Source organism: Neobacillus novalis NBRC 102450 (assembly GCF_001591805.1).
GTDB classification, from domain to species: Bacteria; Bacillota; Bacilli; order Bacillales; family Cytobacillaceae; genus Neobacillus; species Neobacillus novalis.
In genome coordinates this window covers 186,065-200,986 of sequence record NZ_BCVP01000005.1, presented here as the reverse complement: position 1 = coordinate 200,986, position 14,922 = coordinate 186,065, and the positions used below count along the sequence as shown (strand labels likewise).

Genomic DNA, 14,922 nt, shown 5'->3' with positions numbered 1-14,922 from the left:
CCCCTTGAGTTCCTAGGGGGATTTTTTGTTGAATATTTACACAGGTTGTCTCGAAAACTAAGCACAAGGAGGCATTTACGTGGATATTCGCATGAAATGGTATTACCGAATCGGTTTTTTGCTCCTTTTATTAATTGCCGTTTATCTTTTTCTAAAAATTAGTTTTGTATGGATGCCGATCCTCCGTGTGGCCGTTATCATTATTCTTCCATTTATTATTGGCGGATTTATTACCTATTTGCTTCATCCGCTTGTTGAAAAATTACATGAAAAAGGGCTTCATCGCGGCCTGGCGATTATCCTCATTTATATTATTTTTTTTGGCGGAATTGGCTTTGCCGTTTATAAGGGGATACCGGCAATGATTGACCAATTAAAAGATTTAACTGAAAGTGCGCCAGTCTTTGCCGAGCAATACCGCGAATGGATCGCGAAGCTCCAGTCCCACACCAGGGCGTGGCCGGATGGTCTTCAAGAGAGATTAGATGAAGGCATCGACACTTTTGAAGAAAAGCTAGACTCACTATTAACGGTTCTCGTGAACATCTTAATGAAATTTTTTAATTCAGCGTTAATCCTGATGCTTATCCCGTTTATTGCCTTTTATATGTTAAAAGATTTTCAACTAATTAAACAGGCTTGCTGGTATATGACTCCTAAAAAATGGCGGAAAAAGGGGACGCTTTTTCTCAAAGATATTGATGAATCCCTTGGCAGCTATATCAGGGGGCAGCTGTTAATATGTATGATAATCGGCAGTATATCAGCCTTGTTATTTTGGATTTTTCATTTAAGATATCCATTGATATTGGGATTGATTGTTGGGGCCACAAATGTAATCCCCTATTTTGGGCCGATTATCGGGGCGGTGCCAGCCGTTATTATTGCGGCAACCTCATCTGCCAAACTGGTTATCATTACGGTAGTGATTGTTTTCGGCCTGCAATTCCTTGAGGGGAATATATTGTCCCCTTTTATTGTCGGAAAGAGTCTTCATATGCACCCATTAATCATTATGATTGCGTTAACAGCGGGGGGCGAAATTGGCGGAATTTTAGGGCTAATATTGGCAGTGCCGGTCCTTGTCGTTCTTAAAGTCGCGATTCTCCATGCAAAAAATCATTTCATAAACGGGAAATCGAATGAATCGTAAACAATAAGAAATTGACAAACGTTTTCTTGGTCGCTATAATTCCTCATATAGAATATATGGATCATGTAGAAGGATCAAGTATGTTGTAGTCCATCTGTACCGCGTAAAGCGTTGAAGAGAGGAGCTTCCCAGGCTGAAAGAGGCTCTAGATGAAGGATGACAGAAAGCTAATCCGGAGTGCAGCTAATCACTGCCGTAGACTCGCGTTAAGAGTATTTTTGAGAGATGGATACCGTTTTTTTTGTATTCATAATCAGGGTGGTACCGCGAGAAAAGCTCTCGTCCCTGCTGGGGATGAGGGCTTTTTTGCGTGGAACGCAAGATGGGTTTTGCGTGCTTTTTTAATCAAAAGGAGGTTAACCAATATGAAAAATTTAACTGGATCACAAATTCGCTCGATGTTTTTACAGTTTTTTAACGAAGAAAAAGGACATGCGATTGAGCCAAGTGCATCACTTGTCCCGCACGATGACCCGTCATTATTGTGGATTAACAGTGGTGTCGCCACGTTAAAAAAATATTTTGACGGCCGTGTTGTTCCTGAGAATCCAAGAATTACAAATGCACAAAAGTCAATCAGAACAAATGACATTGAGAATGTCGGGAAAACAGCTCGTCACCATACGTTCTTTGAAATGCTTGGCAATTTTTCCATTGGTGAATATTTCAAGCAAGAAGCAATTGAATGGGCATGGGAGTTTTTAACGAATGAAAAATGGATTGGCTGGGATCCAGAGCTTCTATCTGTTACAATCCACCCTGAGGATCATGAGGCATATGAAATTTGGCACCAAACAATTGGAGTGCCTGAAGAGCGGATTATTCGTCTTGAAGGAAACTTCTGGGATATCGGTGAAGGTCCAAGCGGCCCGAATACTGAGATTTTCTATGACCGCGGACCTGAATACGGTAATGACCCAAGCGATCCCGAGTTATATCCAGGCGGTGAAAACGAGCGCTACCTTGAAGTTTGGAACCTTGTGTTTTCACAATTTAATCATAACCCTGATGGTACATATACACCGCTGCCAAAGAAAAATATTGATACCGGCATGGGGTTAGAACGAATGGCATCTGTGGTCCAAAATGTGCCAACGAACTTTGACACTGATTTATTTATCCCAATCATTCGGGCAACAGAGGAAATCTCAGGCGAAAAATATGGTGTTGATAAAGACCGCGATGTGGCGTTTAAAGTCATCGCCGACCATATCCGTACCGTTGCCTTTGCTGTCGGCGACGGGGCATTGCCATCAAACGAAGGACGCGGCTATGTATTGCGCCGTCTGCTCCGCCGTGCTGTCCGCTACGCAAAACAAATCAATATCAATCGTCCGTTTATGTCTGAACTCGTTCCAGTTGTCGGCGACATCATGGCTGACTTCTATCCGGAAGTGAAAGACAAAACTGAATTCATTCAAAAGGTTATTAAGAATGAAGAAGAACGTTTCCATGAAACCCTTCATGAAGGCTTAGCAATCTTAGCAAGTGTCATTAAGAAGGAAAAGGAAAATGATAGTGATACGATTACCGGTGCCGATGTGTTCCGTCTGTATGATACCTACGGATTCCCAGTAGAGTTAACCGAAGAATATGCCGAAGAAGAAGGCATGAAGGTGGATCATTCGGGCTTTGAAGTGGAAATGGAGCAGCAGCGGGAACGGGCACGCGCCGCACGTCATGATGTCGATTCGATGCAGGTGCAAAGCGGTGTGCTTCGTGACTTTACCGTGGAAAGTAAGTTTGCCGGCTACGATCAGCTTGAAACAAGCTCCACTGTGGCGGCAATTATTAAAAACGGCGAGCTAATCGATGAAGCTCAGGCAGGTGAAGAAGTTCAATTAATTCTGAACGTGACCCCATTTTATGCAGAAAGCGGCGGCCAAATTGCTGACCGTGGGTTGATTGAGGGTGAAGGAGTAAGCGTTGTTGTAAAGGATGTTCAAAAAGCACCGAATGGACAGAATCTTCATCAGGTTGTGGTCAAGAGCGGCACGGTAAAAACGAACCAACAGGTAGCGGCAAAGGTTGACGCTGAAAATCGTGTGAAGATCATCAAAAACCATACGGCTACCCATTTGCTCCATCAGGCATTAAAGGATACACTTGGCGAGCACGTAAACCAAGCAGGATCCCTTGTTGAACCGGATCGCCTTCGTTTTGACTTTTCGCATTTTGGTCAAATTAATCCGGAAGAACTTGATCAAATCGAAAGAATCGTAAACGAAAAGATCTGGAGAAACATCCAGGTGGATATCAGCCTTAAACCAATTGCTGAAGCCAAAGCATTGGGAGCAATGGCGCTTTTTGGTGAAAAATATGGTGATATTGTCCGCGTTGTCAGAGTCGGCGATTACAGCCTTGAGCTTTGCGGCGGCTGTCATGTTCCGAATACATCGGTGATTGGTTTATTTAAAATCATTTCTGAGAGCGGAATTGGTGCTGGAACGAGAAGGATTGAAGCCGTCACAGGTGAAGCAGCATACAAATCCTTACATGACCAAGTAAGCTTGTTAAAGGAAGCGGCTGAAAAACTTAAATCGAATCCAAAAGATATCGTGAACCGCATTGATTCCCTGACAGTTGAAATCAAACAGCTGCAGCGGGAAAATGAGTCGCTCGCAGCGAAGCTTGGAAATATTGAAGCAGGAAGCCTCGTATCAAAGGCAAAAGAAATTGATGGCGTAACCGTATTAGCAGCCAAGGTTCAAGCAGCTGATATGAATAACTTAAGAAATATGGCCGATGATTTGAAGCAAAAGCTTGGTTCGGTTGTACTTGTCCTAGGCAGCTCACATGAAGGAAAAGTGAATTTAATTGCGGCTGTGACGAAGGATTTAATTGAACAAGGTTACCATGCCGGAAAACTGATCAAAGAGGTAGCATCAAGGTGCGGCGGCGGCGGCGGCGGTCGTCCTGACATGGCCCAGGCTGGCGGTAAAGATCCGGAAAAATTGGATACTGCCCTTCAATTCGTTGATGAATGGGTAAAATCGGTTTGATAATAGGACAAAGTAGTGTAAAATGTAGGTAACAATACTAGAAAGAGGAAGCGCCTTGGTGCTGTTGCTAGACTATTACAATTTTCTCCCCTATTAGAAAGGTGAGGTGCATGAAATGAACTTTGACAAAACGATGCGATTTAATTTTCCTGAAGAGCCGTTTGAACACGATGTAAATGATGTTCTTCTTCAAGTTTATGAAGCATTGCAAGAAAAAGGCTACAATCCGATCAATCAAATAGTCGGCTACCTATTATCCGGGGACCCTGCCTATATTCCGCGTCATCGGGATGCTCGCAATATTATTCGTAAGCTTGAACGGGACGAAATAATTGAAGAATTGGTCAAATCCTATTTAAAACAGCAGCGAGAGGGTTAAGGAATGCGCGTATTGGGTTTAGATGTGGGCTCAAAGACTGTCGGTGTTGCCGTTAGTGATGAACTAGGGTGGACAGCTCAGGGCCTTAAAACCCTCAAAATCAACGAAGAAAAGCAGGAGTTTGGTTTTGAGGAAATTGGTCAATTAATTAGTGAGTATCAGGCAGACACGGTTGTCATCGGCCTTCCCAAAAACATGAACGGGACGATTGGCCCGCGTGGTGAAGCGAGTCAGCAATATGCTGCTGAAATCGAAAGTAAATTCGCTGTCCCTACTGTTCTATGGGACGAGCGCCTGACCACGATGGCAGCCGAACGTGTTTTACTTGAAGCAGATGTTAGCCGAAAGAAGCGTAAGAAGGTTATTGATAAAATGGCCGCTGTCATGATCCTGCAAGGCTATCTTGACAGTAAAAATTAATGAGGTGAAGAAATGGACCACAAACACGAACACGAACATGATGAGGATCGCTATATTACACTTATTGATGAAAATGGCGATGAACAGTTATTTGAAATTCTTTTTACATTTGACTCAGACGAATTTGAAAAGTCCTATGTATTCTTTTATCCAGTTGGAGCAAATGAAGAAGAGGAAATTGACATACTTACTTATGCCTATATACCAACAGATGATGGCGGCTTCGGAGAGTTAATGGAAATCGAAACTGACGAAGAATGGGACATGGTTGAAGAAGTTTTTAATACCTTCAATGATGAGCAAGAGGAAGAATAAATTATTATAACCGGCTATTTTCTAGCCGGTTTTTTCATGGGGTAATTAGACAATTTCATAGTAAAATTGACATTTTTCTCACTATATGCTGAAATAATTACGATGTCTTATTTTGCTAACTGATTAATATTTTGCAAAAATAAGTGCAAAATATTTTGTTACTTTGGTAAAAGGGGAAGGGGGAAAACAATGACAACAGACGAAAAGAACGCAAAAAAAGCTTCAATTCGAGAAAAAATGCTCGAACATCAAAGTGAAGCAAGAGTTGTCAGAAAGATTGTATTAATTATTTCTATTTTATTGCTATTATTCATCGTCTTTATTGGCGGCGGAGGTTATCTCTACATACAATCAGCACTTAAACCAGTCGATTCCAAAAGTAAGAGTCAGAAAATGGTTGAAATCCCGATTGGCTCATCGGTAACTGGTATTGCCCAAACGTTAGAAAAAAATGGCGTCATAAAAAATGCAAAAGTATTTAAGTATTATGTAAAATTGAAAAATGAAGGCGGATTTATGGCCGGGGAGTACCAGCTTAGTCCATCAATGGATGTACCTGAAATCGTCAGCCGCTTGAAAACAGGAAAAGTCCTCGCGAAGGCCAGCTTTAAAATCGCAATTCCAGAAGGAAAGCAGCTGAAGGAAATTGCCGCCATCATGGCCGAGGCTACCAAACAGAACGAGGAGGATGTCTTTAATAAATTGAATGATAAAGAGTTTATTAAAGAGCTCATGGCCAAGTACCCTGATGTCTTATCCGATGAAATCATGAGCGGTTCGATAAAATATAAGCTTGAAGGCTACCTTTTTCCCGCGACCTACCCATTCTATAAGCCGAACCCTTCAGTCGAAGAAATGGTCTTTGCCATGCTAGATAAAACACGGACTGTGTTAGCGGATTACGCTGAAGAAAGCAATGATAAAAAGCTGTCAGTCCATCAATTGTTAACAATGGCCTCTTTAGTAGAGGAGGAGGCAACCGGGAAGGCCGACCGTAAAAAGATTGCCAGCGTATTCTATAATCGGATGAAGAAGGGAATGCCGCTGCAAACGGACCCAACCGTCCTCTATGCGCAAGGAAAGCATAAAGAAAAGGTTTTATATAAGGATTTAGAGGTGAGCTCACCTTACAATACTTATCAACATACCGGTCTGCCTCCAGGACCGATTGCCAACGCCGGAAAGGTTTCTATTGAAGCCGCACTGGAGCCGGAGGAAACAGATTATTATTACTTCCTGGCAACCGCTGAAGGTGAAGTTATTTTTACAAAAACATTAGAAGAACATAATAAGGAAAAAGCCAAGCATATTTCCAATAAAAAATAAATCATAATTAGCGGGGGAAGTTCGCATCCCCCTTTAATTTGTGATAAAATAGTACAAGTGTTTTAAAAGTAATCTATAGCGTAACTCACAGTAAGGTACATCTGCGGCATGACTGCCCGAAACGCACCCGGGTTTGAATTCGTTCAGCTCATGACGTCCGCACCTGTGAACGCTATTTTTTCATGTCTAGTATTTTACTTTGAGAAATGTCTAGCTCCAGCTTCCAGCGGCTAGTGGACTTCGCTCTTCTCCCTACGATAAGTCAACATCGGATCGCTAACGCTCTCCGTGTTTCCTTTATCTCAGTCGAAGCGCTCCAGTCCATACGCAGCTAAACGGTCGCTTACGCTTTTCTAGGATAGAGGTGATGGCAGCTTGTTAAATGAGAAGCTGCATTTTTATATTGAAGGTCTAATAGCTGAGCGGAATCCATTGTTTACGGAAATGGAGAGCTATGCGAAAGAGTATCAAGTCCCGATTATGGAGCTTGCCGGAATTGAAACAATGCTGCAATTACTGCGGATTCACCGTTCAGAAAAAATTCTTGAGGTTGGAACCGCGATTGGGTATTCGGCCTTAAGAATTGCGGGGGCTATGCCCGGTGCGCACATCATTACTATTGAGCGCGATGAGGAGCGGATAAAGGCAGCCCAGGAATTTATCCACCGTTCGGGGATTGGTGAGCAAATTACCTTAATCGAAGGCGATGCGCTGGAGGTTGATGTCGAAGTTAGTCGATATGCCCCATTTGATGCGATATTTATCGATGCAGCAAAAGGTCAATATAAAAAGTTCTTTGAAATCTATGCTGACCATCTCACTGAAGATGGGATAATTATTACTGACAATGTATTGTTTAAAGGACTTGTTGCTGAATCAGAAATTGAATCTAAAAGAACCCGTAATCTCGTAAAGAAAATTGATGATTTTAACCGCTGGTTAATGAATCACCCGAATTATGATTCGGTGATTCTTCCTGTTGGGGACGGCGTCGCAATCAGCAAAAGAAGAGGTGAGAGGAAATGAAAAAAACAGAATTGCTAGTTACACCATTGACTGTCGACGATATCGCGCCATTAGCTGAGGCGGGAGCGGATGCGTTTGTTGTCGGTGAACAGCGATATGGTTTACGGCTTGCCGGTGAATTTAGCCGTGAGGATGTCGAAAAGGCGATTGAACTTGCTCATTCTAAAGGAAAAAAAGTCTACATCGCGATGAATGCGATTTTTCACAATGAAAAAATTGAGGAACTCGGTGATTATATTCGCTTTGCCGCGGCTGCCAAGGCGGATGCCATTATTTTCGGTGATCCTGCTGTGCTATTGACAGCGAAAGAAGTGGCGCCGGAAATGAAGCTTCATTGGAGTACCGAGACAACCGGGACGAACTGGTATACATGTAACTATTGGGGCAAAAAAGGTACGGGAAGAGCAGTCCTGGCACGTGAGATTAATATGGACGCGATTGTCGAAACGAAAGAAAATGCGGAAGTAGAAATCGAAGTATTGGTACATGGCATGAGCTGCATGTTCCAATCAAAGCGCTCGCTCCTCGGCAACTATTATGAATACCAAGGAAAAGTCCTGGAGATTGAAAATCGCAAGATGGAAAAAAATATGTTCCTGCATGATAAAGAACGTGCTAATAAATATCCTATTTTTGAGGATGAAAATGGAACCCATATTATGAGTCCAAATGATATTTGTATCATTGATGAGCTTCAAGACATGTTAGAAGCTGGAGTAGACTCGTTTAAAATTGACGGGATATTAAAGAGCCAAGAGTATCTTTTGGCTGTGACTAAACTATATCGAGAGGCGATTGATTTATTTTTCGAGGACCCAGATGCTTATGATGATAAAAAGGACGAGCTGCTTAAGGCAATCGAAGAAATACAGCCTGCAAATCGTTCACTAGATACAGGGTTCTATTTCAAAGAAACAGTATATTAAAAGGGAGGAGTTCGTTCATGAATACAGTTAAAGATAAGATTTCTGAAATGATTGACGGGAAACGTGTCATTGTGAAGAAGCCGGAACTCCTTGCCCCAGCAGGCAATCTTGAAAAGCTGAAAATCGCGGTTCAATATGGTGCCGATGCCGTATTTATCGGCGGTCAGGAATATGGACTACGTTCAAACGCCGATAACTTCACATTTGAAGAAATGAAAGAAGGCGTCGAGTTTGCTAAAAATTTTGGTGCAAAGATTTATGTAACGACAAATATTTTTGCTCATAATGAAAATATTGCCGGTTTAGAGGAATATATACTTGGCTTGAAGGAGACCGGAATTGCTGGGATTATTGTCGCCGATCCGCTCATTATTGAAACGTGCAAGCGGCTTGCCCCAGAGATTGAAATCCATATTAGTACTCAGCAATCACTTTCCAACTGGAAAGCTGCCCAGTTTTGGAAAGAGGCGGGGGCAGAACGGGTTGTATTAGCACGAGAAGTAAGTGCGGAAGAAATCAGAGAAATGAAGGAAAAGGTTGATGTAGAAATTGAAACCTTTATTCATGGAGCAATGTGCATTGCCTACTCTGGACGCTGTACCTTGAGCAACCATATGACCGCACGCGATTCCAACCGTGGCGGCTGCTGCCAATCATGCCGCTGGGATTATGATCTATTTCAACTAGAAGGCGATAACGAAAATCCACTTTATGCAGAGGGTGATGCACCGTTTGCGATGAGCCCGAAGGATCTTAATCTCATTCAGGCGATTCCACAGATGATTGAATTGGGTATTGACAGTTTAAAAATCGAAGGCAGGATGAAATCAATTCATTATATCGCAACGGTTGTCAGCGTTTATCGCAAAGTGATTGACGCGTATTGTGCCGACCCTGAGAATTTTGTGATTCAGCGGGAATGGTTAAAAGAGCTCGACAAATGTGCAAACCGTGAAACGGCTCCAGCGTTTTTTGAAGGCGTTCCAGGGTATAAAGAGCAAATGTTTGGTAATCATAGCAAGAAGACTAGTTTCGAATTTGTCGGCCTTGTCTTGGATTACAACGAGGAAACGCAAATGGTAACCCTGCAGCAGCGCAACCATTTTAAACCAGGGGAAGAAGTGGAATTCTTCGGACCAGAAATTCAAAACTTTACACATGTAGTAGATAAAATATGGGATGAAAAAGGTAATGAACTGGATGCAGCTAGACACCCTCTTCAGATTGTGCAATTTAAATTGGACAAACCGGTATACCCTAACAACATGATGCGAAAGGAGAACTAGCATGATGCCTAGACCTGTTGTTATTGGTGTCACCGGCGGCTCCGGCTCCGGAAAAACCAGTGTAACAAAAGCGATTTACGAAAGTTTGAAGGATCATTCTATTTTAGTATTGGAACAGGATTATTATTATAAGGATCAAAGAGATTTACCCTTTGAAGAACGTTTACAAACAAATTATGATCATCCGCTAGCCTTTGATAATGATTTACTGATCGAACATATTGAAAAGCTTTTACGATATGAAGCAATTGAAAAACCGGTCTATGATTATTCGATTCATACCCGGTCTGAAAATGTTATTCCGGTTGAGCCCCAGGATGTTATTATTTTAGAGGGGATTTTAGTGCTTGAAGACGAGCGCCTCCGTGAGTTAATGGACATTAAATTGTACGTTGATACCGATGCTGATTTACGAATTATTCGCCGCTTGACCCGTGATATTAAGGAACGCGGCCGGAATTTTGATTCTGTTATCGATCAATATTTAAATGTGGTCCGTCCGATGCATAATCAGTTTATTGAACCAACCAAGCGTTATGCAGATGTGATTATTCCTGAAGGTGGGCAAAACCATGTTGCTGTCGATTTAATGGTCACAAAAATTCAAACAATTCTTGAACAAAAATCAATTTTGTGACACAATAGCAAAAGATAAGGAATAAATATATTTTGTTGCGCGCCCTTATTTTGCAAGGACGCGCTGCTATCTATTATGCGTAATCTGCATAATACCTACATACACTACATACACAATTCTAATGGGGATTTGTGAAGACTAGAAGGAGTGAGGATTTTGGCTGCTGAGAAAGTATTTCCAATGACACAAGCAGGAAAAGACAAATTAAACCAAGAACTTGAGTATTTAAAATCAGTGAAGCGTAAAGAAGTGGTGGAAAGAATTAAAATCGCGCGAAGCTTTGGTGATTTATCAGAAAACTCCGAGTATGATTCCGCGAAAGAGGAGCAGGCTTTTGTTGAAGGCCGCATTACAACTCTAGAAAATATGATTCGCAATGCTAAGATTATTGCTGAAGGCGATATTAAAGGCGATTCCGTTGCATTAGGCAGGTCGGTAACCTTTGTTGAGCTTCCAGATGGTGATGAAGAAACGTATTCCATTGTCGGAAGTGCTGAGGCGGATCCATTTGAGGGGAAAATCTCCAACGATTCACCTATTGCGAAAAGCTTATTAGGTAAGAAAGTCGGCGATCAAGTTTCCGTTCAAACACCAGGCGGCGAAATGAGCGTCCGTATCGTAAGTATTAAATAATTGAAATAATATTTATTCATTTAAACATTGTTTGAAATGTACAAACCTCGTCAAAACTTTTGACGAGGTGTTTTTTATGTGGAGAAAACGGGCACTTGGATGGCTGTTCATTTGTATAACTGGTTTGCTGTTGCTTTTAATTCGTTTAATGCAAATCCAATTAATTGAGACCGAAACTTTTTCAAAACATAATGTGAATTTACTTGAGGAAAGTGTCAAACAAAGAACCCAAGAGCTGGTAATCGATAATGGCAGAGGGAACTTCCTTGATCGCAATGGGGATATGCTGACGCATAAAAAGGTGTCCGTTCTTGTTCTATTTCCATTTTTGAAAAAAACTGATTGGGAGATTGAGAAGGTATCGGATATTTCCGGTATACCGGTTCATATGCTGCAAACGGCAGTAGAAGCGGCAAAAAAACCGTTCTCTTTTGGCGATCCGGAACCGCGTGAGCTGACCGCATCACAAATGGAACGAATCAATGACTTGAAAATCCCTGGTGTGTTTGCCCTTGAAAAAAAGTTTGAACGTTCTGATGTGCCTGCCGAGCAATTCCTTGGTCTGACAGGTGAAAACCCGCAAGAATTAAAAAAACGGTACCCGAATAAAGAACTCTCGGAGAAAACCCTCCTAGGTGTCTCCGGGCTTGAAGAAAGCTTTGATGAATTCCTGCTTCCTGAAGGGAAATCAAAGCTTGTTTACCATGTAGATGGCGGCGGTGCGCCGCTGTTCGGAATTAATGTCAAGTATGTCGACCCGGCGAACCCGTTCTATCCTGTAAACGTAAGGACAACGATTGATAAGAGCCTCCAGCAAAAAGCGGAGGATTTAGTGGATCAGTATCAGATTAAAAAAGGCGGGTTGGTCCTCCTGGATATTGAGGACAATAGTGTGCTTGCGATGGTGTCACGGCCGATGATGAATAAAAAGGACCCCTATAGCGGCGCAGGTATTACCAATAGGATGTTAAAACAGCAGATTATCGGTTCCGTGTTTAAAACCGTTGTTGCCACAGCGGCCATCGATCATAATCTTGACGACCCGGCCCGGTTTTTTGACTGCAGTAAAAAAATCAATGGGAAGCCGGAACTAACATACGATTATGGAATGCTGGATTTTACCAATAGCTTTGCGAGGAGCTGTAATCGGACGTTTGGTGAGCTGGCAAGAGAGCTGCAAACAACAGACTCTCACATGTTAGAGGATTATGCGGCTAAATTGTCACTGACAGGCATAAATGGCTGGCAGGGGGATGTTTATCATACAAGCAATTTCAAGCAGCTTGCTGACGAAGATAAGGGCAGGGTGTTTTTGTTTGATGAAGACCGAAAAGATGCCAATTTTGTGGCGATGTCGGGAATTGGTCAGAATGAAGTCCGTGCGACTCCTTTAGCCGTCGCCAATATGATGGCAACGATTTCCAGAGGTGGTAAAAAGGAAATGGTCAGAGCGGTATCGAAAATTGAATATAAAAACGGGACAACGATGGTTGATTTCCCCGAGCAAAGCTTAAAGGGAGAAACGATTTCTCCTTATACGGCCATGAAGCTGCAGAAGCTTTTGCGTGAAGTCGTCCTTAATCCCAATGGAACTGGGAGATGGTTTAAGAATTTGCCATACGAAGTGGCCGGGAAATCGGGTACCGCAGAAACGGGAAAATATGAAGATGGCAAACAATTGCATAATAAATGGTTTGCCGGCTATTTTCCTTACCAGCATCCTAAATATGCGTTGGTGGCTGTAAATTTGGATGTGCTGGGATCGGAAGGCGGGGTTAATTTGTTGTTTGCTGAAATGGTCAAGATGCTGTATGAAAATGATCATGGAAAGGAACAGTGAAAAAGGTTTTCCCTTCAAGTTCTTTGCAAATCATGTTAGAATATTGAGAGCCTTATTTTTAGGAGTGATTTATTTGAGTAATGATTTTAATTCTAATTCGCGTTCTGGTTACCGTGCGAAAAGAAAAAAGACGAATATCGTATTAAATGGTTTAATTATCGTTGTGCTCCTGTTAATTATTTTTGTTGCATACAATATTTTTGCTTCAGGGAATGACAAGGCAGCACCAAAGAAGGAAAGCCCAAAAACAGCGCAAAAGGATACGGAACATAAAGAGGTTAAAGATAAGAAAAAAGATGAAGACGTCAAAAAAGATGAGGATCCCAAAAAGGATGACAGCTCATCTGATGATACTGCGGCGGGCGACCAACCGGGTGAGGAAGCAGCAACACCGGAAAAGCCGGATGATTCACAGGCGGTCGTATCTAATGGGGGCGCATCTTCCAATGTCCTCAAAACCATCGAAAATCCGAGCTGGAAGCCTGTTGGAACATCACAATCAGGTAATCATGCCCCAGTTTATAGCGGAACAGATTGGGATGAGATGCTGAACGCTATTTCCTATGCGACCGGATTAGACCCAAGCAACATGACGGTTTTTTGGCTGGGCAGTGACAAATCAACAACCAATGCATCAATCGGAACCGTCCACTCCAAGGATAAAACACAAAAATATAAAGTTTATATAAAATGGGTCGACGGTCAAGGCTGGATGCCAACCAAAGTCGAAGAACTCGCAGAACTGCAAAAATAACGGAAATAGGATGTTGCCATAACAATGGCAACATCCTATTTTTTTGGCTATCAACTCTACCAAAGATAATTTTCTAATAGAGGATCTCCTGTTTGCCTAAGTATTTCTATGGTCCCGATGAGATACTTGGATATGTATTATGGCTTTGTCGAAACTAAGAAACATGCTCCTTGTCCCCTATTTCTTTTTAAAATGTACTACAGCCGTAAAGTAGGTTTGTCCGTTTTCGTTGACATGCATTTGGTGGGAAACAGAATGTACCCCAAGCAAGATGGCTCTGTTCTCGTCAATTTGTGCTTCAATCTTTTTCTGCAGGGTTTTAAGATTATTAGCTTCGAAAAATTCCACTTTATCCTCTATTAAGTCAAATTGAAAATTCATTTTAAATCATCCTTTCCATAATTCCATTTTAGTGATTTCCTTCCCTGCTAGCAACGGGAATTGTTTAAAAGTTCTGGGACAAAATCCCCTTGTCCCGCGTTGGGAATTGAATAAAGGTGTGAATTGTGATAACATGGTTTTAAATTAAATCATAGTATACTCATAGGAATTATGCGTTTATATATGGGGGCTGATTTTATGGGCAGAGAATTTTTAGACATTTTTGAGCAATGGGCTGATTCTTACGATGATACGGTTATTGGTCATGATATTGAATATAAAGAAGTATTTTCAAAGTATGAGCAAATATTAGCTGCTGTGGCAGACCGTTCGGTTGGTCATGTAGTGGAATTTGGCGTAGGAACAGGCAATTTGACTCAAAAGCTGTTGGCAAGAGGGCTTAGAGTGACAGGAATTGAACCTTCTCCTCCAATGAGGAAAATTGCTGAAGCAAAGCTTGGCAATAAAGCAGTCCTTCTCGATGGCGATTTTCTTCAGTTTCCTAAGGTAAACAATATTGATACCTTTGTCAGCACGTATGCCTTCCACCATCTCACCGATGACGAAAAAGCAAACGCTGTTACTCACTATGGCAGCCTGCTTTCAAAAGGTGGTAGAATAGTGTTTGCGGATACGATGTTTCAATCCACGGAAGATTATTATCATACGATCGTAAAAGCAAAACATCAAGGCTATCTTAACCTGGCAAAAGATTTGGAAACTGAATATTATACAACGATTCCGTTTTTAAAAAATATCTTAGAAGAAAACAATTTTAGCGTTACCTTTAAACAATTCAACGATTTTGTCTGGTTATTGGAAGCCGTAAAACAGTAGAAAGAGG

At 41.8% G+C, this 14,922-nt stretch carries 15 protein-coding genes; 14 read left to right on the top strand and 1 reads right to left on the bottom strand.

Going from position 1 to position 14,922, the window contains the following annotated elements:
- Positions 1-79: 79 nt before the first annotated feature.
- The 13 genes from BANVL01_RS04375 to BANVL01_RS04315 all read left to right on the top strand — a co-directional run bounded on the left by BANVL01_RS04375 (position 80) and on the right by BANVL01_RS04315 (position 13,697).
- A complete protein-coding gene (locus tag BANVL01_RS04375; protein WP_066090362.1) occupies positions 80-1,153 on the top strand; it encodes an AI-2E family transporter in 1,074 nt (357 codons plus the stop codon).
- A 365-nt stretch (positions 1,154-1,518) separates the two neighbouring features.
- The gene (gene alaS, locus BANVL01_RS04370; RefSeq protein WP_066096787.1) at positions 1,519-4,155 is read left to right on the top strand and encodes an alanine--tRNA ligase; all 2,637 of its coding nucleotides are present in this window, start codon (positions 1,519-1,521) and stop codon (positions 4,153-4,155) included.
- Positions 4,156-4,270: 115 nt separating this feature from the next.
- Positions 4,271-4,534, top strand: a complete 264-nt coding sequence (locus BANVL01_RS04365; protein ID WP_024029968.1) for an IreB family regulatory phosphoprotein — start codon at positions 4,271-4,273, stop codon at positions 4,532-4,534.
- 3 nt (positions 4,535-4,537) lie between these two features.
- Entirely contained in the window at positions 4,538-4,954 is a 417-nt protein-coding gene (ruvX, locus tag BANVL01_RS04360) for a Holliday junction resolvase RuvX (protein WP_066090359.1), read from the top strand.
- Positions 4,955-4,966: 12 nt separating this feature from the next.
- Entirely contained in the window at positions 4,967-5,269 is a 303-nt protein-coding gene (locus BANVL01_RS04355) for a DUF1292 domain-containing protein (RefSeq protein WP_066090356.1), read from the top strand.
- 189 nt (positions 5,270-5,458) lie between these two features.
- Positions 5,459-6,595: an endolytic transglycosylase MltG gene (gene mltG / locus BANVL01_RS04350; protein WP_066090353.1), complete on the top strand. Its 1,137-nt coding sequence runs from the start codon at positions 5,459-5,461 to the stop codon at positions 6,593-6,595.
- Positions 6,596-6,970: 375 nt separating this feature from the next.
- Entirely contained in the window at positions 6,971-7,621 is a 651-nt protein-coding gene (locus BANVL01_RS04345; protein WP_066090350.1) for an O-methyltransferase, read from the top strand.
- Positions 7,618-8,547, top strand: coding sequence for a peptidase U32 family protein (locus BANVL01_RS04340; protein ID WP_066090347.1), 930 nt, complete (start codon positions 7,618-7,620; stop codon positions 8,545-8,547). Before BANVL01_RS04345 ends, BANVL01_RS04340 begins: the two co-directional genes overlap by 4 nt.
- A gap of 17 nt (positions 8,548-8,564) precedes the next feature.
- Positions 8,565-9,833, top strand: coding sequence for a peptidase U32 family protein (locus BANVL01_RS04335; protein ID WP_066090344.1), 1,269 nt, complete (start codon positions 8,565-8,567; stop codon positions 9,831-9,833).
- A gap of 1 nt (position 9,834) precedes the next feature.
- Positions 9,835-10,470: a uridine kinase gene (udk, locus tag BANVL01_RS04330; RefSeq protein ID WP_066090341.1), complete on the top strand. Its 636-nt coding sequence runs from the start codon at positions 9,835-9,837 to the stop codon at positions 10,468-10,470.
- A 156-nt stretch (positions 10,471-10,626) separates the two neighbouring features.
- Positions 10,627-11,103 (top strand): transcription elongation factor GreA, encoded by a 477-nt coding sequence (gene greA / locus BANVL01_RS04325; protein WP_066090337.1) that lies wholly within the window; start codon positions 10,627-10,629, stop codon positions 11,101-11,103.
- A gap of 76 nt (positions 11,104-11,179) precedes the next feature.
- On the top strand, positions 11,180-12,943 hold the full coding sequence (locus tag BANVL01_RS04320; RefSeq protein ID WP_066090334.1) for a peptidoglycan D,D-transpeptidase FtsI family protein: 1,764 nt from the start codon (positions 11,180-11,182) through the stop codon (positions 12,941-12,943).
- A 73-nt stretch (positions 12,944-13,016) separates the two neighbouring features.
- Entirely contained in the window at positions 13,017-13,697 is a 681-nt protein-coding gene (locus tag BANVL01_RS04315; RefSeq protein WP_066096785.1) for a YrrS family protein, read from the top strand.
- 177 nt (positions 13,698-13,874) lie between these two features.
- On the opposite strand, the gene BANVL01_RS04310 is transcribed toward BANVL01_RS04315, so the two are convergent.
- Positions 13,875-14,078: a DUF2536 family protein gene (locus tag BANVL01_RS04310; RefSeq protein WP_066090329.1), complete on the bottom strand. Its 204-nt coding sequence runs from the start codon at positions 14,076-14,078 to the stop codon at positions 13,875-13,877.
- A gap of 198 nt (positions 14,079-14,276) precedes the next feature.
- Here BANVL01_RS04310 and BANVL01_RS04305 point away from each other — a divergent pair, with 198 nt between their 5' ends.
- Positions 14,277-14,915 carry a class I SAM-dependent DNA methyltransferase gene (locus tag BANVL01_RS04305; protein WP_066090328.1) on the top strand — a complete coding sequence of 213 codons (639 nt, stop codon included), beginning with the start codon at positions 14,277-14,279 and terminating at the stop codon, positions 14,913-14,915.
- Positions 14,916-14,922 lie beyond the last annotated feature (7 nt).